Source organism: Streptomyces sp. NBC_01006 (genome assembly GCF_045162725.1).
GTDB lineage: Bacteria > Actinomycetota > Actinomycetes > Streptomycetales > Streptomycetaceae > Streptomyces.
In genome coordinates, this window is record NZ_CP108700.1 from 7566413 (window position 1) to 7583441 (window position 17029).

General features: G+C 73.8%; 18 protein-coding genes and 1 pseudogene. 15 read left to right on the forward strand and 4 right to left on the reverse strand.

Annotated elements, in window-relative coordinates:
* The first annotated feature begins 40 nt into the window (after nucleotides 1-40).
* The 3 genes from OG509_RS34510 (at nucleotide 41) to OG509_RS34520 (ending at nucleotide 2742) form a co-directional block, all read left to right on the forward strand.
* Nucleotides 41-478, forward strand: coding sequence for a heme-binding protein (locus OG509_RS34510; protein ID WP_406186504.1), 438 nt, complete (start codon nucleotides 41-43; stop codon nucleotides 476-478).
* 71 nt (nucleotides 479-549) lie between these two features.
* Nucleotides 550-2241: a beta-N-acetylhexosaminidase gene (locus OG509_RS34515; protein ID WP_406186505.1), complete on the forward strand. Its 1692-nt coding sequence runs from the start codon at nucleotides 550-552 to the stop codon at nucleotides 2239-2241.
* 69 nt (nucleotides 2242-2310) lie between these two features.
* A complete protein-coding gene (locus tag OG509_RS34520) occupies nucleotides 2311-2742 on the forward strand; it encodes a GNAT family N-acetyltransferase (RefSeq protein WP_406186506.1) in 432 nt (143 codons plus the stop codon).
* A 47-nt stretch (nucleotides 2743-2789) separates the two neighbouring features.
* Here OG509_RS34520 and OG509_RS34525 read toward each other — a convergent pair whose 3' ends face one another.
* On the reverse strand, nucleotides 2790-3101 hold the full coding sequence (locus OG509_RS34525; RefSeq protein ID WP_403726485.1) for a DUF3040 domain-containing protein: 312 nt from the start codon (nucleotides 3099-3101) through the stop codon (nucleotides 2790-2792).
* Between the two features lie 115 nt (nucleotides 3102-3216).
* Complete coding sequence (locus tag OG509_RS34530) at nucleotides 3217-4050, reverse strand: endonuclease I family protein (RefSeq protein ID WP_406186507.1); 834 nt, start codon at nucleotides 4048-4050, stop codon at nucleotides 3217-3219.
* Nucleotides 4051-4313: 263 nt separating this feature from the next.
* Here OG509_RS34530 and OG509_RS34535 point away from each other — a divergent pair, with 263 nt between their 5' ends.
* Entirely contained in the window at nucleotides 4314-4880 is a 567-nt protein-coding gene (locus tag OG509_RS34535) for a DJ-1/PfpI family protein (RefSeq protein ID WP_406186508.1), read from the forward strand.
* A 176-nt stretch (nucleotides 4881-5056) separates the two neighbouring features.
* Entirely contained in the window at nucleotides 5057-6001 is a 945-nt protein-coding gene (locus OG509_RS34540; RefSeq protein ID WP_406186509.1) for an SMP-30/gluconolactonase/LRE family protein, read from the forward strand.
* On the opposite strand, the gene OG509_RS34545 is transcribed toward OG509_RS34540, so the two are convergent.
* Complete coding sequence (locus tag OG509_RS34545) at nucleotides 5985-6800, reverse strand: glutamate ABC transporter substrate-binding protein (RefSeq protein WP_406186510.1); 816 nt, start codon at nucleotides 6798-6800, stop codon at nucleotides 5985-5987. The two genes, OG509_RS34540 and OG509_RS34545, sit on opposite strands and share 17 nt — an antisense overlap.
* Nucleotides 6801-7174: 374 nt before the next feature.
* Here OG509_RS34545 and OG509_RS34550 point away from each other — a divergent pair.
* The 6 genes and pseudogenes from OG509_RS34550 (at nucleotide 7175) to OG509_RS34575 (ending at nucleotide 13371) form a co-directional block, all read left to right on the forward strand.
* Nucleotides 7175-7247, forward strand: a pseudogene (locus OG509_RS34550).
* Between the two features lie 58 nt (nucleotides 7248-7305).
* On the forward strand, nucleotides 7306-8445 hold the full coding sequence (locus OG509_RS34555; RefSeq protein WP_406186511.1) for a gala protein: 1140 nt from the start codon (nucleotides 7306-7308) through the stop codon (nucleotides 8443-8445).
* A complete protein-coding gene (locus OG509_RS34560; RefSeq protein ID WP_406186512.1) occupies nucleotides 8442-10238 on the forward strand; it encodes an ankyrin repeat domain-containing protein in 1797 nt (598 codons plus the stop codon). The genes OG509_RS34555 and OG509_RS34560 overlap by 4 nt, the downstream gene beginning before the upstream one ends.
* Entirely contained in the window at nucleotides 10235-11449 is a 1215-nt protein-coding gene (locus OG509_RS34565; RefSeq protein ID WP_406186513.1) for an AAA family ATPase, read from the forward strand. Before OG509_RS34560 ends, OG509_RS34565 begins: the two co-directional genes overlap by 4 nt.
* A gap of 19 nt (nucleotides 11450-11468) precedes the next feature.
* Nucleotides 11469-12695: a DUF2201 family putative metallopeptidase gene (locus OG509_RS34570; RefSeq protein WP_406186514.1), complete on the forward strand. Its 1227-nt coding sequence runs from the start codon at nucleotides 11469-11471 to the stop codon at nucleotides 12693-12695.
* A gap of 121 nt (nucleotides 12696-12816) precedes the next feature.
* A complete protein-coding gene (locus OG509_RS34575; protein ID WP_406186515.1) occupies nucleotides 12817-13371 on the forward strand; it encodes a TerD family protein in 555 nt (184 codons plus the stop codon).
* Between the two features lie 153 nt (nucleotides 13372-13524).
* Here the strand turns inward: OG509_RS34575 and OG509_RS34580 are convergent, their stop codons facing one another.
* On the reverse strand, nucleotides 13525-14169 hold the full coding sequence (locus OG509_RS34580; RefSeq protein WP_406186516.1) for a TetR/AcrR family transcriptional regulator: 645 nt from the start codon (nucleotides 14167-14169) through the stop codon (nucleotides 13525-13527).
* 172 nt (nucleotides 14170-14341) lie between these two features.
* Here OG509_RS34580 and OG509_RS34585 point away from each other — a divergent pair, with 172 nt between their 5' ends.
* The 4 genes from OG509_RS34585 to rraA all read left to right on the forward strand — a co-directional run bounded on the left by OG509_RS34585 (nucleotide 14342) and on the right by rraA (nucleotide 16968).
* Nucleotides 14342-15157 carry a phosphatase PAP2 family protein gene (locus OG509_RS34585; RefSeq protein ID WP_406186517.1) on the forward strand — a complete coding sequence of 272 codons (816 nt, stop codon included), beginning with the start codon at nucleotides 14342-14344 and terminating at the stop codon, nucleotides 15155-15157.
* Nucleotides 15154-16059 carry a hypothetical protein gene (locus tag OG509_RS34590; protein ID WP_406186518.1) on the forward strand — a complete coding sequence of 302 codons (906 nt, stop codon included), beginning with the start codon at nucleotides 15154-15156 and terminating at the stop codon, nucleotides 16057-16059. Before OG509_RS34585 ends, OG509_RS34590 begins: the two co-directional genes overlap by 4 nt.
* An 87-nt stretch (nucleotides 16060-16146) precedes the next feature.
* Nucleotides 16147-16413, forward strand: coding sequence for a GlsB/YeaQ/YmgE family stress response membrane protein (locus tag OG509_RS34595; protein ID WP_030154099.1), 267 nt, complete (start codon nucleotides 16147-16149; stop codon nucleotides 16411-16413).
* A gap of 72 nt (nucleotides 16414-16485) precedes the next feature.
* Nucleotides 16486-16968, forward strand: coding sequence for a ribonuclease E activity regulator RraA (rraA, locus tag OG509_RS34600; RefSeq protein WP_406186519.1), 483 nt, complete (start codon nucleotides 16486-16488; stop codon nucleotides 16966-16968).
* Nucleotides 16969-17029: the final 61 nt, after the last annotated feature.

The window sequence follows — 17029 nt, forward strand, 5'->3', positions numbered from 1 at the left end:
CCCCGTACATCCCCCCGCACCACGATTCAGGAGAACCCGCATGTCCGCCGCCACCACCCCCACCCGTACCGCCGTCGCCCCGCTGACCACCGAGGACGCCGAACTCCTCCTCTCCGCGGCCCGCACCGCCGCCGAGCGGGCAGGGGCCACGGTCAGCGTCACCGTCCTCGACGCCGGCGGGCACCTGCTCGCCTTCCGCCGCGACGACCGGGCCGTGCTGATCTCCGGCGAGACCAGCACCCGCAAGGCCTTCACCGCCCTCCAGCTCGACGCCCCGACCGCCGACCTCGTCGACGCCGTCCAGCCCGGCGGGCCCTTCCACACCCTGCCCACCGCCCTCGACCGGCCCCTGCTGTTCCTCGCGGGCGGGCTGCCGGTCCACCGCGACGGCCGCCTCATCGGCGCCATCGGCGTGGGCGGCGGCGCACCCGACCAGGACCACGGCTTCGCCGCGGCCGCCCTCGACGCGCTGGTCTGACGCTCCCGCCCCGGCCTCCGGGTCGCGCGCCCCGGTCCCCCGTGCCACGTTGGTACGGGGGACAGGGGAGCATGATGCGAGAGCCCAGGCAGGTCCGGTCGTCCAGGCGGGTCAGGCAGGTCAGGCACGTCAGGCGGAGCCACGTCATCGCGACGGCGGTCGTCGCCGCCCTGGTCTCCCTCGCCGTGCCGGGCTGTACGGCCGCCTCCGACGAGGGCCGCGGCCCCGGTGACGGCAGCACCACCGGCTCCGCCACCCCCGCCACCTCCGCCACGACGGTCTCCGCGCCGACGGCCCCGCCCCCCTCGCCGACCCCGTCGTACGCGCTGTCCACGGCCCCGCGCACCATTCCGGCCGTACGGGAGCACACCCCGGCCCGCGGCCCCGGCTGGAAGCCGGCCGCCGACGCGCGGGTCGTCGTACCGCCGGGGAACGCGGCCGCCCTCGCCGACGAGGGCAAGCTGCTCGCGGGGGAACTGCGCATGGGCTTCGCCGAGACCACCGACCCGCGCCCCGGCGACGTGGAACTGGCCCTCGGTGCCAAGAACTCCGGACCGCCCGAGTCCTACACGCTCACCGTCCAGGGCGGCCGCGTCCGCGTCACCGGCCCGGACGAGGCCGGGGTCTTCTACGGGACGCGCACCCTCAAACAGGCGGTGAAATCCGCCGGTTCGGCCCCCGAGGGCACCGTGCGCGACGCCCCGGCCAAGTCCCAGCGCGGCCTCAACTTGGACATAGCCCGCAAGAACTTCACCGTCGGCTGGATCGAGGACGAGCTGCGCCGCATGGCGGACCTCAAACTCAACCAGCTCGGCCTGCACTTCTCCGACGACCAGGCGTTCCGGATCCAGTCCGACACCCATCCCGAGATCGTCTCCACGCCCCACCTCACCAAGGCCCAGGTCCGGCAGATCACCGCGCTCGCCGCCCGCCTGCACATCACGGTCGTCCCCGAGCTCGACTCGCCCGGCCACCTCGGCGCCGTGCTGCGCGCCCACCCCGCCCTCCAGCTGCGCGACGTACAGGGCAGGGCCGTGAAGGGCGCCGTGGACATATCCGACCCGGCCTCGGCCAAGCTGATCGACGAACTGCTCCGCGAATACCTGCCGCTGTTCCCGGGCGGGTTCTGGCACCTGGGCGCCGACGAGTACCAGGCGCTGGTCTACCGCGACCCGCAGGCCTCCTTCCCGCAGCTCGCGCGGGCGGCCCAGCAGAAGTACGGACCCAAGGCGCGCATCCAGGACCTGGCCGAGGGCTGGCTCGACGACCGCGCGGACGTGGTGCGTCCGGCGGGCAAGACGCCCAAGGCGTGGAACGACGGCTTCTTCACCGGAGGCGTGGTCCAGGCGGCCAAGGACATCCAGGTCGAGTACTGGACGGGCAAGGAGATCGGGGCCCGGCCGCCGCTGGAGTACCTGCGGGAGGGCCGCAAGCTGGTCAACCTGAACGACGAGTACCTCTACTACGTGCTCGGCCAGCCGAACCAGTTCACCTATCCCACCGGCAAGCGGATCTACGAGCAGTGGACCCCGCTCGTCCTGCGCGGCACGACCCCCGTGCCCGCCCGGTACGCGGCGCAGGTGCTCGGCGCCCGGCTCGCCGTGTGGTGCGACCTGGCCGGCGCCCAGACCCAGGCCCAGGTCGCCGAGGGGATACGGCTGCCGCTCGCGGCGCTGTCCCAGAAGGTCTGGGACGCCCGCCCGCCGCAGCCCGCCTGGGCCGAGTTCAAGGCACTCGCCGACCGGCTCCAGCCGCCGGGCTGACCCGCGTACGGCCGCCCCGCCCCGGATATTCGCTGGCCCGACCGCCGCCCGCGTTGCTTGGATGCCGGGATGAACAGTGAGCTGCCGGACGGCTATGAGTTGTCCACCGACCCCGCCCGACTCGACGCCGAGCTGATCCACCGCTGGCTGTCGCAAGACGCGTACTGGGCGCTGGGCCGGAGCCGGGAGAAGCAGGACCGGGCCATCGCGGAGTCCCTGAACTTCGGCGTCTACGACGCGGCCTCGGGCGCCCAGCTCGGCTACGCCCGCGTCGTGACCGACCGGGCCACCTTCGCCTGGCTGTGCGACGTCTACATCGACCGCGCCGCACGGGGCAAACGGCTGGGGACCGGCCTCGTCGCCGCGATCCGCGACCACCTGGCCCCGTACGGGCTGCGCCGGGTGATGCTCGCGACGGCGGACGCGCACGGCGTCTACGCAGAGGTCGGCTTCGCGCCCCTGGCGGACCAGGAGAAGTGGATGCTGCTCGGAGAGCAGTAGGGGAGCGGCCGCTACGGCCCTTGAACCCCTACGCCCCCTGCGACCCTCTACGACCGCTCGGCGTGCTCCCGGCGCTGCCAGCGGCGGCGGATCCACTGGCCGAACAGCGGCAGGGCCAGGACCACGGTCAGGGTCCAGGCCGCGGCGAATCCCCAGATCAGCGGGAGCGACACGGTGATCGCGGCCGCCACCAGCAGGGCCACGGTCACCGCGCCGAGGAGACATGCGGCCACGGTGCGGTGCCGCGGACGGGTGTGCGCGGAGCGCAGGATCCGCTGGAGAGAGCGGTCCGCTTCAAGATCGGCCTCGATCGCCGAGAGGGCGCGCCGCTCGTGGTCGGACAGTCCGGCTCCGTCCATGACGACCTCCATCGGCCGGCGTCACCGGGCGGCGCGCACCACAGCCTCTGGCCTGCGCATACCCGACCAGGGGCGGCCCAACCCTCGCGGGCCGTCCCCTGGCTGCCGGGGATGGTCACCAGATGGAGTTGACCCACTCCGGGTGGTCGATGAACGGGTTCCGGTTGTGCTGGAACGTGTCGAATATGACCTGGTTGCGGCGCTGCTCGAAGGCGTCCGGCGGGTCCTGCTGGTTCCACTGCTTGAGCACGCTGATCCGGCCGATGGCGGGGGCGGTGCCGTTGTCGACCTTGTCGTTGACTTCCAGGTCCGCGAAGCCGTCGCCGCCGTCGTAGCGCACGGCCATGTAGAGGAGCATGCGCGCGACATCGCCCTTGACCGCGTCGCGCGGCTCGAAGGAGTCGGAGTCGGTGAAGCTGCCAGGGGCCTCGGAGACCGGGCTGCCGCCCATGTCGAAGTCCTTGTTGCCGCGGGTGCTGTTGACCGTGACGTCCTCGGGGCGCAGGTGGTGCAGGTCCGTGCCCGGGCCGGTGGCCGTGCCGAAGTCGCCGTGGCTCTTGGCCCAGACGTGCTCGCGGTTCCAGTCGTTGACGCCGCCGCCGTTGGTGGACTTGGACTGGGAGCGGCCGGAGTAGACGAGGATGACGTTGTTCGGGTTCGCCGGGTCCTGGTCGGTCACCTTCAGGGCGTTCCACACGCCTTCGTAGGTCACCTTGGACTGGGTCTTGATGATGTTGTGGAGCGCGGTCTTCAGCGCGGCTCCGGTCTTGCCCTCGGCGGCCGCGTAGTAGGCGTCCACGGAAGCGGTGGTGGTGGCCGTGGTGGCGGCGGCCGCGTCGGCGTGGGGAGCCGCCGTGCGCTGGGAGCCGGCCGACGCGGTGGCCGGAATGAGGGTCAGGGCCGCGACGGCGAGGCCGGCGACCCAGGGGGTGCGTGGGGAGATTTTCATGATGTGGGGGATACCTCTTCGCAGGCACCGCCCCCGCCACGGCAGTTGGCGGGGCGTCAGGTGGCAGAGCAGAGGCTCACATTGTCATGTGCCCTACAGGTAAAATCCATGTGTCGGAAGGCCGGATTCTGCTCCTGGCCGCCACGGGGCCGAACGGGTGAGGGCCCCTTGGCAGATCGCTCCGCTGCGGGCACGGTGGCGGTGGCCCCGGCCGGGGCCGCTCGGACGGTACACACCGTGAACATCCCTACCGGGAGTAGCCCATGGCAGTGAAGATCCTCATCGTGACCGGCGACGCGGCGGAGTCGCTGGAGGTCCTCTACCCGTACCAGCGCCTGCGCGAGGAGGGGTACGAGGTCCACATCGCGGCGCCGGCGGTCAAGAAGCTGCGGTTCGTGGTGCACGACTTCGAGGAGGGCTTCGACACCTACACCGAGAAGCCCGGCTACACCTGGCCCGCCGATATGGCGTTCGCGGACGTGGTGCCGGAGGAGTACGCGGCCGTGGTCGTCCCGGGCGGCCGGGCGCCCGAGTACCTGCGCAACGACCCCGAGGTGCGGCGGATCCTGGCCGCCTTCACCGGCTCCGACAAGCCGGTCGCCCAGATCTGCCACGGCCCGCTGATCACGGCCGCGAGCGGCGGGCTGGACGGCCGCCGGGTGACCGCGTACCCGGCGCTGGAACTCGACATGAAGGCCGCCGGGGCCACGTACGAGGACTCCGAGGCCGTGGTCGACGGCACCCTGGTCTCGGCGCGCGCCTGGCCCGACCACTCCGCCTGGATGCGGGAGTTCCTGAAGGTGCTGCGCGCCAAGGCTCCGCTGGCCTGACGTACGCGGTGGTGGCGGTGGCCACGTACGCGGTGGTGATGAAGGGGAGGCTCCGCATTCCCTTGTGAAGTGTCCGGATCCGGGACTGACGGGGCGGCTGCGGTGTGCTGAGGTGGCAGGGTCAACCGATGCTGTTCAACCACCGCTGTTCGTACGGCAGTCGAAAGGACACCACCGTGACTGGACCCTTGGGCCGGCGCAGTTTCCTCGGCGCGGCCGCAGCCCTCGGCGGCGCCGCGCTCGTAGGGCCGCTCGCACCGCTCGCCCGGGCCCGGCCCGCCGCGTCCCGGCCGGACACCCTGCACACCCCGCCCGGATTCCAGCCCGAGGGCATCGCGGTCTCACCCGGCGGCCTCGCCTACACGGGCTCCCTGCTCGACGGGTCCGTCTACCGCGTGGACCTCGCCACCGGGGCCGGGCGGATCATCACCCCGGCGCTGGGCCGGGGCGAGGCCTCCGTCGGGCTCAAGCTCGACGGGCACGGCAGACTGCTCGTCGCGGGCGGTGCGAGCGGCCGGATCCGCGTCGTGCACGCCGGTGACGGCCGGGTGCTGGCCACCCACCAGGCGGCCACCGGGACCGCCTTCGTCAACGATGTCGTCGTCGGCTGCGGCGGAGCCTGGTTCACCGACTCCTTCAACGACGTGCTGTACTTCCTGCCCGCCGGCCGGTCCCCGCGCGCCGTGGCGCTCTCCGGGGAGTGGGCGCCGACCCCGCCCGGCGGCCAGGTCTGGGGTGCCAACGGCATCGAGCGGACCCCGGACGGCCGGGCGCTGCTGGTGGTCAACGACAACGTGCGGGCGCTGTTTCGCGTCGACCCGCGGACCGGCGCCGCGACCGAGGTCGAGCTCGACGGCGGATCGGTGGCCAACGGCGACGGGCTCGTCGTCCACGGCCGCACGCTGTACGTCGTCCGCAACCAGGACCAGGCCGTCGACGTGTTCACGATCGCCGCGGACGCCCGCCGGGCCGGGTTCGTCCGGCGGATCACCGACCCGCGCTTCGACGAACCCACCACGGCGGCGGTCCACGGCGGCCGCCTCTACGTGGTCAACGCGGCCTTCGACTCCGACTGGTCGGATCCCGCCACCGCGTCGACGATCGTCAGTTGCCCGTCGTGATCTGCGGGGCCGGCTCGTTCCGGTAGTTGGCCGGTCCGAAGTTCTTCTTCACCGCGGCCTCCCAGGAACCGTCCTGGACCATCTTCTGCAGGGCGGCGTTGATCTTGCCCTGGAGGTCCTTGTTGCCCTTCTTGACGCCGATGCCGTAGTTCTCGTTGCTCAGGCTCAGCCCGACCAGCTTGAACTTGCCCGTGTTGCCCTTCTGGGCGGCGTACCCGGCCAGGATGGAGTTGTCCGTGGTGAGGGCGTCGACCAGACCGTCCTGGAGCGCGACGACGCACTCCGAGTACCCGTCGAGCTCCAGGACGCTGGCCTTCGGCGCGAGGGTCTTCTTGACGTTCTCGGCCGAGGTGGAGCCGGTGACCGAGCAGAGCTTCTTGTTGTTGAGGTCCTCGGCCTTGGTGATGGTGGTGTCGTCGGCGCGGACCAGCAGGTCCTGGTGCGCGAGGAAGTACGGGCCGGCGAAGTCGACCTTCTCCTTGCGCTTGTCGTTGATCGAGTAGCTGGCCGCGACGAACTTGACCTCGTTGTACTGGAGCAGCAGCTCGCGGTCGGAACTGTCGACCTTCTTGAACTCGATCTGCTCCGGCTTGTAGCCCAGCTCCTTGGCGATGTACGTCGAGACGTCCACGTCGAAACCGGAGAAGGTCCCGCCCGTCTCACGCAGCCCGACACCCGGCTGGTCGAACTTGATGCCGATCGCGAGGTTCCCCTTGGGGCCGCTGTCGCTGCCACAACCGGAGGCGGTCAGGGCGAGGCCGACCACTGCGACCAAAGCACCGGCCTTGGGAACCTTCATGCTGCACTCTTTCCTAGGGGCCGCGGGATGTGCTGCGGGGATCGCCGGCAGCGGGGGGAACCGCGGGTTCGTACGAAGCGTCAAGAAGAGTCGAGACGCGTGTACGAGGAAGCTAGGAAGGCGCCCGCCGCGATGTCACTGCAATTGAGCAAAACTTGAGGTAACGATCCGGCGCGACCGGCGTTTCTCCGGCGAATGTGCTGTGAACGGCATAAAGGGGGCCGAGTCCATGGCGAATTCGGTACGGGTGGCTTGAAACGCACCGCTATGGGGCGAAGGGGTGCGGGTCCGGTTTGTCCGTACATCGCGCCTACCCGAACGGCTCAAACTGGTGATCGATTTCAGGCCTGCGGGTGGGTATGATCTCCCGCAGCAAGGCCGTAGCGCAGAGGTCGTCGCGCCCACGCATCGAGCTGGAGGACGTCGGTTCGAATCCGGCCGGTCTTGCGTTTTCTTCCTTGTCGTTGTGGACGCCGGGCACCGGCGAAGGACCGGTGGAGTGGTGATGACACAACCGACACCCGTACGGTGCCCCGCGATCGAGCACCCCGACCTGCCGATCGTCGACCCGACCGGGCTCGACCCGCTGCTCGCGCGGCTCGCCGCCGAGGACGCCGTCGGGGCCGACGAGGCCTTCCCGATCGGCACCCTGCGCGCGGACGGCCGCGTCGACCTGTGCAAGCAGGGCCTCGGACCGGCCGGCGCCGCCCGGGTGGCCGCCGTCGCCGCCGGCTCCGCCCACGCCCGGCACCTCCTCCTCGGCACCAACTCCATCGGCGACGAAGGAGCCCGTACGCTCGCCGGCGCCCTCACCGACGGACACGGACTGCACACCCTCTACCTGGGCTGCAACCGCATCGGCCCCGACGGCGTGGCCGCGCTCGCCGGCGCCCTCGCGGACGACACCGGCGTCAAGGCCCTGTGGCTCAAGCGCAATCCGGTCCTCGAAGACGGCGCCCGCACCCTCGCCGCCCTGCTGCGCCGCAACCGGACCCTGCGCACCCTCGACCTGGTCAACACCGGCATCGGAATCGACGGCGTACGCCTCCTCCTCGACGCCCTGCGCACCCGCGAGACCCCGCTCGAACGGCTCTTCCTCGGCGGCAACGGCCTCACCGCCGAGGCCGCACCGCTGCTCGCCGCCCTCATCCGGGAGGCCGGGGTGCGCGAGCTGTACCTCCCGGCCAACCACCTCGGCGACGAGGGCACCGCCGTCCTGGCCGCCGCCGCGGCCGCCGACCCCGCGCGGCCGGTCCGACTCGGCCTCGGCGGCAACGGCATCGGCCCGGCCGGCGCCCGCGCCCTCGCCGAGGCCCTCGGCGGGATCGAAGCCCTCGACCTCGGCCGGGCCATGTCCGAGCGCAGCCTCGGCTCCGCCGGCAACGACACCGGCGACGAGGGAGCGCACGCCCTGGCCGCCGCCCTCCCAGGCAGCCCGCTGCGCCGTCTCGAACTGCGCCACACCGGGCTCACCGGGCGCGGAGCGAAGTGCCTGCTGGCCGCGGTGCCCGAAGACTCCCCGCTGGAGTACGTGGGCCTCGGCCCCGGCCTGCCCCGCAAGGTGAAGCGGTCCTTCACCGCCCGGCTGCGGCCCGCCCTGCCCGCCCACCCCGACCTCGCCGCGATCACGAGCGTGTACCGGTGAGCGGGTACACCGAGCACGGCGCGCTGCCCGGGGGCTTCCGGGCCGAGGACGGCGCGGCCTGGCAGCGGATCCGCCGCTACGCCGTACCCGGCTGGATGATCGAGCGCGCCACCGCGCACCGGCTGGCCGGCGACTGGCAGGCCGCCTGTGCGGCCGCCGCCGTGGACGTCACCTTCGACCTGCCCGGACTCGCCGGCCGCTACGGCGCGCCGGTCGCCGCCGCGGTGGCGGAGGACCTGCGCCACCTCGCGCCCGACCTGGTGCGCTGGCACCTGCCCCGCGTCCTGGGCGGCCGTACGACCGTCGAGCCCGACGTGCGCGTGCTGCTCGCCCGCTACGGCGGCGGCGCCGATGCGCCGGTGCTGTCCGTGGCCACCGGCCCGATGATCGAGGGTCCGCAGCGGCTGCGGCTGGACTGCGAGCCGGTCGAACCCCCGCCGCTCCACCGCACCTTCGGCGGCGCCCACCGGCTGCGCCCCGAGGACTGGACCGCGGCCCGCCCGCTCTGGGACGCCCGGCACACGGCCGCGCTGCGCGAGCGCTTCAGCGGCGGCGGCCGGCGGCTGCCCTTCTTCCGCCCGGACGGCACCCCGCTGCCCGCGTCCGAGCTGCCCATCGCCGATCCCGCCACCGGTGACACCGGCACCACCGACCCGGCCGGGCGCGCCGAGCGGGTCGCCCTGCTCCAGGCCCGCGGAGACTTCGCCGAGGCGTACGAGGCCGCGGGGATCGAACGGGACCTGACCAAGCCCGCGGAGAACCCGCGGTACGGCACCGCGGCGGACCCGGAAACCCTGATGGCCACCTCCTCGGCCGACCTGACGCGGCTGGGAGCGGAGGTGCGCCGCCTCGCTGCGGCCGGCGCGGGTGAACGCTTCAGGCTGGCCGTCGACTGGCGCGGCAGCCTGCTGGTGGAAACCGCCGGCTCCGGTCCGGGCGACGGGCTGCGGGTCCGGGCGGCGGGCGCGGACGAGCTGAGGGGAGTGCTCCCGCTGCCGCTGTTCGCCTGGAAGCGGCTCCCCGACCTCGAACTGGTCCGCACGGGCCGGCTCACCCCGGGCGAGCTGCACCCGCTGGTCGCCGCCGCGCTGTTCCCCGAGGCCGGCCCCGCCGCCGGTCCGCCCGGCCCCGCCGAGGCGAAGTCCGTACGGGTGCGCTGCCGCGGCGAGTGGCACGAGGTCCGCTCCCAGGGCGGCGTACTGGACCTGCTCCCGCACAGCGCCGAGGAGCAGCAACGCGAGCGCGCCATGCGGGCGTTCGGCGGCGCGATCCAGGGCTGCTTCGCCGTGCAGCAGATCTGGACCACGGGCGAGGGGCGGCTGCCGCGCGCCCTGCGGGCACAGCGCCAGGACCTGTTCCTGCGCCTCCAGCACGGGGACACCCCGGGCGTCGTCGCGCTGCTCGACGCGGGCACGGATCCCCGGATCCGCGACGCCCGCGGGTACACGCTGCTGCACGTCCTGCACCTGCTCGACCACGAGGTGCTGCTGCCGCGGCTGCTGGCGGCGGGCCTGGACCTGGAGGCCCGGACCAAGGCGGGGCTCACCCCGCTCCAGCTGGCGGTCCAGTACGGGGGCTCCGCGGACCTGGTCAGGGAGTACCTCGCGGCAGGCAGCCGGATCGACGTCGTCGACGACGCGGAGCTGTCGCTGGCCCAGGTGGTGCGCCGCTACAAGCGCACCGACCTCGCCTTCCTGCGCAGCCGGGTGGAGGAGGAGTTCCCCGGCATCGGCTCGGAGTGGTTCGACGAGTACATGGAAGAGCGCGAGGAAGAGGAGCACGAGGACGCATGAGCACCCCGCCGCAGCGAGGGCCGCAGCCGCAGCCCTCGCGGGCCCTGGCGGCCGCCGACGCCCTGGGCGCCCGGCTCCGCGCCACCCGCACCGAGCCCGCGACCAACCCCCAACTCGAAGCGCTGGCCCTGGCCGTGACGGCCAATCAGCCCGTCCTGCTGTGGGGCGAGCCGGGCATCGGCAAGTCCGCCGGCATGCAGCAGCTCGCCACCGCCCTCGGCGTCGAGCTGGAGACCGTCATCGCCAGTGTCCACGAGCCCTCCGACTTCGCCGGGCTGCCCATCGTCGGCGACGACCCCGCCACCACCGGCGTGCCCATGGCCCCGCCGGACTGGGCGGTCCGCCTCGCCCGCACCGGCCACGGACTGCTGTTCTTCGACGAGCTGTCCTCCGCCCCGCCCGCCGTGCAGGCGGCCCTGCTGCGCGTGGTCCTGGAGCGCCGGATCGGCAGCCTCGTCCTGCCCGAGTCCGTACGGATCGTCGCCGCGGCCAATCCACCGTCCAGTGCGGCGGACGGCTGGCACCTCAGCCCGCCGCTGGCCAACCGCTTCGTCCACCTCGACTGGACCCACAACCCTCGCACCGTGGCCCGCGGCCTGGCCGGCACCTGGCCCGAGGTGGCCATCCCGGCCGTCGACCCCGCCCGCGCCTCCGGGGCCGCAGCCCGCGCCCGCGGCGTGATCTCCGGCTTCCTGACCGCCCGGCCGGGCCTGGTCCACCACATGCCGAACGAGGCCGAGGGCCGCGGCCGCGCCTGGCCCTCCCCGCGCACCTGGGAGATGGCGCTGCGGCTGCTGGCCACCGGGTACGCGGCCGGCGCCGGCCGGGAGGCCCTGGCCGCCGCGCTCACCGGGGCCGTCGGGGACGCGGCCGGGATCGAGCTGCTCTCGTACGTGGAACACCTCGACCTGCCCGACCCGGACCGGGTGCTCGCCGACCCGGACGCCTTCGCCCTGCCCGAACGCGGCGACCGGCAGCTGGCCTTCCTGATCGCCGTGGTCGCCGCCGTCCAGGGCGAGCTCACCCGCCCCCGCTGGGAGGCCGGCTGGGCGGTCCTCGCCAAGGCGGTCGACGCGGGCGTGCCCGACGTGGCCGCGCGGGCGGCCACCGACCTGGCCGCCATGCGCGACCTGGACTGGCCGGTGCCCGCCGGGATCGACGCCTTCGTCGAACTGCTCCAGCTCTCCGGCGCCCTGCCGGGCGGCGGCTGACGGGCGGGTGAGCGTGTCCATGGACGGCCCGACGGGCGAGCCCGGGGACGGAGCTCCCGCCGGCGCCCGCCTGGACCGGGCCAAACTGCTGGCCGCCCGGTACAAGGCGGCCGAGGCCCGGCCGTACCTCGCCTCCGCCCTGTACGCGCTCACCGTGGTCCCCTCGGCCGGGGTCCCGACGATGGGTGTGGACCGGCACTGGCGCTGCTACGTCTCACCCGCGTTCGTCGACGCCACGCCGGTCGCGGAACTGGCCGGGGTGTGGATCCACGAGGCGGCCCACCTGCTGCGCGACCACCACGCCCGCGCCGACCGGCTCCCGGCCGCCGACCAGCGCGACCGGCGCCGCGTCAACATCGCCCAGGACTGCGAGATCAACGACGACCTCCTCGCCGACGGACTGGCGTTGCCCGAGGGCCGGATGGAGCCCCGGCACTTCGGTCTCGCCACCGGCGGGATGTTCGAGACGTACCTGCCCGCGATCCCGGCCACCCCGCCGCACGCACCGGACTGCGGCTCGGGGGCCCACGGCAAGCCGATGCCCTGGGAGCTCGGCGAGGCGGCGGGTCCCGCCCGGATCGGCCCGGTCGAGGCGGAGGCGCTGCGCCGGCAGACCGCCCAGGCCATGCGCGCCCACCAGCGCGCCCGGGGCAGGCTCCCGGCCGGCTGGCAGCGCTGGGCGCAGGAGCTGCTGGAGCCCACCGTCGACTGGCGCCGCGCGCTGTCCGGGGCGGTGCGGGAGGCCGCGGCCTGGGCCGGCGGCGCGGTGGACTACACCTATCGCCGCCCCTCGCGGCGCACTCCGGCGCTCGGCGGCCGCGTGGTGCTGCCCAGCCTGCGCCGGCCGCTGCCGCGGGTCGCGATCGTCATCGACACCTCGGGGTCGATGGGCGAGGACGAGCTCGCCGCCGCGCTCGGCGAGGTCACCGGCGTGCTGCGGGAGGTCGGGGTCCGGGGCAACCGGGTCGCCGTCCTGGCCTGCGACGCGGACGTGCACACCGTGGCCCGGGTGACGAGCGTCGAGCAGGTGACCCTGGCCGGGGGCGGCGGCACCGACATGCGCGTCGGCATCAAGGCCGCGCTGGCGGCGGCGGACCGGCCGAACATAGTCGTCGTGCTGACCGACGGGTACACGCCGTGGCCGGACGAGACCCCGTCCTGTCGGCTGATCGCCGCGCTGATCGGGGCCGACGCACCGCAGCCGCCGGGCTGGGTGGAGACCGTACGCGTCCCGCCCGGGTCCTGAGCGGCGGACGGTATCCGGCTCAACTGGCCGGGAACGTACGCTCGTCCGGACCGGCGGGGCCGCCGCATGACAGCATGGCGGGGCAACACCCGGCAAGCGGAGGGGGAGTTCGGTGAGTTCGGTGAGCACTTCGACGAGCGGAGTACGCAAGGGCCTGGCCAAGGTGGAGATCGCACTGCGGTGGGATCCGAGCCCCGCGGGCACGCCCGCCCACGACCTGGACATCATCGCGGCGGTGTTCGGCGCCGCGGATCCCCACGGGGAGCCGGTCCACCTCGTGCACTTCGGCAGCCGTTCGCCCGACGGCACCATCACCTTGAACCGCGACAGCCACACCGGCCAGGGCTTCGGCTTCGACGAGGTGATGACCCTCGAACTGGACCGGATGGCGCCCGAGTTGGGGCGTGTGGTGGTCGGCGTGGTCATCCAGGACACCGGGCAGCGGGGTGCGCGTACGAAGACCTTCGCGGCCATAGGCGGTACAGGCGTCCGGATCCGGGAGGGCTACACCGACCTCGCGGTGACCGACTTCGCGGGGGTCCCGGACGCCACGGCGGCCACGATCGCGGAGTTCACGCGCGACGGTTCGGGGGCCTGGTCACTGGACGCCGCCGTACGGGGCTTCGACGCGGATCCGGAGGAGTTCGCCCGGACCATGGGCGCGCCGCGGTCCTGACGCGAGCGTGTGACGTGGGGCCGCACAGACCGGGCGGTGGTCACTCCCTCGAGTGAGTGACCACCGCCCCGTCCGGGTGGCGCGCTGCCGCCGTCCCCACGAGGCAGCGCGGGCGGGTCGCCGTCCGGTCATCGGAGACGGCGGCCCACCGGTTCAGGGGGCCTCGGCCCGGTCCGGGTCCGGGGCGGGCGCGGGGGCCGGGACGGGTGCCAGGCCCAGGGCGGGCAGCAGGGCCGCGTCGACGAACCGGACCAGGTAGTCGGCGTCTGCGTACTGACCCTCCAGGACCGGCCGGATGCGCAGGACACCCATCAGCTGCGCCGGCAGGAACTCCACGGCCGGATGGCCCGCCGCGATCTCGCCGCGCGCCACGGCCCGCGCCACCATCGCGTCGAACGCGGCCAGCTCCGGCTCGACCAGCGCCTCGCGCAGCGCCGCCTGCAGCTCCTCGTCGCTGAGCACGGCGTGCCCGAGAGCCTGGGTGAGGCGGGTGTCGCGTCCCGAGCTGCCGGCCGCGATCCGGGCCGCCTCGCGCAGGTCGCCGGCGAGCGTGCCGGTGTCCACAGCGGCCAGCGTGCCCTGCCGGCTCGCGCGCAGGGCCGCCGCGACCAGCTGGGGCTTGGTCTTCCACTGCCGGTAGAGGGTCGACTTCCCGCAGCAGGCCCGGGCGGCGACGCCCTCCATGGTCAGTGCCTCGTACCCGTGCTCGCGCAACTGCTCCAGGACGGCGTCGTAGAACTCCTGCACCCGTTCCGGGGTGATCTTGGAGCGGCGCGCGGCGGGCGCTGTCGACGTCATGGTGAGCGGCTCTCCTCGGGGGCTCCGCAGCTGATGTATCCGTGAGGAAAGTGTACGGGAACGCAAGCGTATCGGTACACCCGCGTATCGATACGCAAATGTATCGATACACTGGCGTGTCGATGTCCGCGTACAGGCGGCGCGCGAGCACAGAGAAGAGAAAGCGGGGGAAATGAGCTCCCACACCACACCCGCCGGGCCGGCCGACGGCCCGATACCGGGACCGAGGCGCCGACTCATACGCGAGCTGCTGCTCGTCGCGGGCCTGTTCGCCGTCTACAAGGCCGGCCGGATGCTCTCCACGGACCGCACCGACGAGGCGTTCCGCAACGCCGGCCGGATCTGGGACGCCGAGCGCATCCTGCACCTGCCGGGCGAGGGCGCGATCCAGCGGCTGCTCCTGCACGGGGACGCCCTCGTGCACACGGCGAACACCTACTACGCGGCCGTGCACTTCCCGGCGACCGTGCTCTTCCTGATCTGGATGTACGTGCGCAGGCCCGGCCACTACCTGTGGGCCCGGCGCGTGCTCGCCGTCCTGACCGGCGCCGCCCTCGCCCTGCACCTGGCCTTCCCGCTCGCACCGCCGCGGATGCTCGGCGCCGCGCACCTCGTGGACACCGCACAGGTCTACGGGCCCTCCGTCTACCGGGCCGCGCCCGCCACCGACACCATGGCCAACCAGTTCGCCGCGATGCCCTCGCTGCACTTCGGGTGGGCACTGGTGCTGGCGCTCGGCATGATCGCCGCCACCCGGTCCCGCCTGCGCGTGCTGTGGCTGCTGCACCCGCTGGTGACGCTGCTCGTGGTCGTCGGCACCGCCAACCACTACTGGCTCGACGCGATCGTGGCCACCGTGCTGCTCGGCGGGGCGCTGCTGATCGTGCCGCGTCCGCGGGTCCGCTCCGGGTCGCTGGCCGTCGTACGGCACCTGCCGCGCCCGCGCAGCACCGCCGGGGCGGCCGAGGCCGTGGGGGCCGGCCGATGAACGCCACCCTCCTCGCCGTCCTGCTCTGCCTCGCCTCCGCCGTGGCGTACGCGGCCGCGGCCGTGGCCCAGGAGCGGCTCGCCCGCGCGGCCGTGGCCCGCAGCGCCGGAGCCCTGCTCGGCAACGGGGCCTGGTGGTGGTCGGCCGGGCTGAACGCCGGCGCCGCGCTGCTGCACGCGGCCGCCCTGCGCTACGGGCCGCTCACCCTGGTCCAGCCGCTCGGCGCCCTCACCCTCGTCGCCGCCGTCCCGCTCGGGGCGCACGGCGCCGGCCGCCGGGTCGCGGCCACCGAATGGCGGGGCACCCTGGCCACCGTCGTCGGGCTCGGGCTGCTGCTGCTCCCGGCCTCCGGACCGGCCCCCGACGACACGCTCACCCTGGCCGAAGCGCTCGCCGTGTCCGGGGCCACGATCGCCGCGATCACGCTGTTGACCGTACGGCGGGACGTGCGCTCGGGGCTGCGGCACGCGACGGCGTCCGGGCTGGCCTCCGCCGTGGCCTCCGCCCTGACCCAGACGGTGGCCGTCGCGGGCGGCCGCGGCGGGGCCCTGCTCAGCGTGCGGGTCGTCGCCGTCGCCCTGCTCGTCGTGGTGTTCGCGGTCGGCGGGATGCTGCTGTCGCAGCGGGCCTACCGGGGCGGGCTCGGGGCGCCGCTCGCCGTGGTGAACCTGGCCAACCCGCTGGCCGCGGCCGCCATCGGCATGATCCTGCTCGGCGAGCGCCTCCAGGGCGGCGCGGTGGGACTCCTGCTCGCCGTGGCCGGCGCCCTCGCGGCGGCGCGGGGGGTGCTGCTGCTGACGCGTACGGCGCCGGGCGCGGCGCCCGCACCGGCCGCCGCCTCCGTACCCGCACCCGCCTCCGTACCCGCACCCGCACCCGTAGCGGGCCGGGTGGCGGTCTGAGGCGGCCGAGAACCGTTTCGCCGGTGTTCGCGTCCTCCCTGGTGAGAACGCGAACACCTACGTACGAGCGAAGCGGAGTGAACGACCATGGGGATCGTCAGCTGGATCGTCCTGGGGCTGCTGGCCGGCTTCATAGCCAAGGTCCTGCTGCCCGGCCGCGACCCCGGCGGCCTGATCGGCACCACGCTCATCGGCATCGCCGGAGCCTTCATCGGCGGCTGGCTCTCCGCGAAGTTCCTGGACAAGCCGATCGGCCACGACTTCTACGACCCCGCCACCTGGGGCTCCGCGATCGCGGGCTCGCTGGTCCTGCTCATCGGCTACCGCATCCTCTTCGGCAACTCCCGGGACTGAGCCCTCCCGAAGCCACCCGTTAGGCTCGGGCCGCACGGCGCGACGTACCAGCTGCGAGGAGCCCCGAGACCCATGAGCGTCACCCCCGCCCCCACCAGCGACCTGTACGACGAGCACGGCGAGGCCCTCGCCCTCTGCACCACGCAGTTCCGCCAGTTCGGCGGGCGGCGGCTCTTCGCGGGCCCGGTGCGGACCGTCAGCTGCCACGAGGACAACGCGCTGCTGCGCGAGCTGGTCAGCACACCGGGCGGGGGCGCGGTGCTCGTCGTGGACGGCGGCGGCTCCCTGCGCACGGCCCTCACCGGCGACCTCATCGCCGGAGCGGCGCAGCGCAACGGCTGGGCGGGCCTGATCATCAACGGCGCGGTCCGCGACAGCGTGGCCCTCGGCGGACTCGACCTCGGCATCAAGGCACTGGGCACGGTCCCCCGCAAGAGCGGCAAGACGGGTGCGGGCACGGTGGACGGGCCGGTCACCATCGGCGATGTGACGTTCCGCCCGGGTGACACGGTCCACGCGGACGACGACGGTACGGTCATCCTCCCCACCGCCTGATCTGGCGGGGGCGAAATCCGGCCAGGAGCGGGCCGGGGCCCCTGGTGCCGGGCCCGTGGGG